We start from the raw sequence: 1,063 nt of genomic DNA, 5'->3' as shown, positions 1-1,063 counted from the left end.
TTCAACTATAAAAGAAGTCATTTCTTTAAACATCTCATATCTGCTTGCAGACGTCGGTTTTAACATCTCTAGAATATCTGCTCCACCATGAGCAATCATATCTTCACGATCATACTGATATTTCTCAGGATTATCCATATGCAACATATATCTAACAAGACCTTTAGCAGAACCACACCTTTGTGGAACAGTCGCATTTATTCTTTCGGTCAATTCCAATATCTGATTATAACTTTTAACCCCATCATACATAACCAATATATGCTTATGAGCCTTTTTTATCTCTCCATTTGGATTAGTATCCTTATCATGTAATGGAGATTCAACCCATTGTATATGTTCATCATCTAATATATCTCTCCAACCTTCAGAAACACTTTCTGGGTAAATTACAAACGTCCAATTTCTAGTTCTTACATTACCTTGTGATGCTTTATTTGCCATGATATAATTACCTCCGAATACAAGTTTATGCTGCCATAGCCACATGGCAGTATTTTTTTATCTATTTTTATGCTTTTTATCAAAATCTTGCAAAGCCAACGCAATTACCGCACTTTTTGAAACTCCTAAATATTTCGCTAATTCATCTAACTTTTCCGACATCTCATCTTTCAAAGTCACTTGCAATCTTTTACTCATAATTGTAACCACCTTTCAATTATTACAGTCAATAATACACAAAATAACATCATAATTCAATCGTTTATACACAAAAAGTGACCGTGAACAATGAACAACACTGGGGGGTCGTAGTACCCCAGTGTTGAAAACCTAAAGTCAAAACCCACCATATTATTACTTGTAATAGAATTTCCTTTTGACTTCACGATATCGAAAGTAATGATTTGGATTGGTTGTTAACTTGGATTAATCCAAGTTACAACTGCACCAATCGCCACTGAAGTGGCTATCATTATTTCTTTGTTCGTCAAAAGTATTTCTCCTATCACAAGTTATAATGTGGTTTGGCAAGCGTCGTATTTGCTAGCCACTTCATTCGCTAACGCTCATTTCGTTCTGCAAATACCCTTGTTGGGGGTAAAACCCCAAACCCCCCAAT

The 1,063-nt window shown here is 35.1% G+C and carries 2 protein-coding genes; both read right to left on the bottom strand.

Annotated elements, in window-relative coordinates; translation table 11 throughout:
* On the bottom strand, positions 1 to 444 hold a 444-nt coding region (locus ACF91D_RS30585), incomplete at its 3' end, for a replication protein (RefSeq protein ID WP_392438507.1).
* Positions 445 to 501: 57 nt separating this feature from the next.
* Entirely contained in the window at positions 502 to 642 is a 141-nt protein-coding gene (locus ACF91D_RS30580) for a ribbon-helix-helix domain-containing protein (protein ID WP_031917823.1), read from the bottom strand.
* Positions 643 to 1,063 lie beyond the last annotated feature (421 nt).

The organism is Staphylococcus sp. 231237_7MaSpsaltlick, from assembly GCF_043107035.1.
Note: the sequence above shows the minus strand (reverse complement) of the source record. Positions and strands in the feature narration are given on the sequence as shown.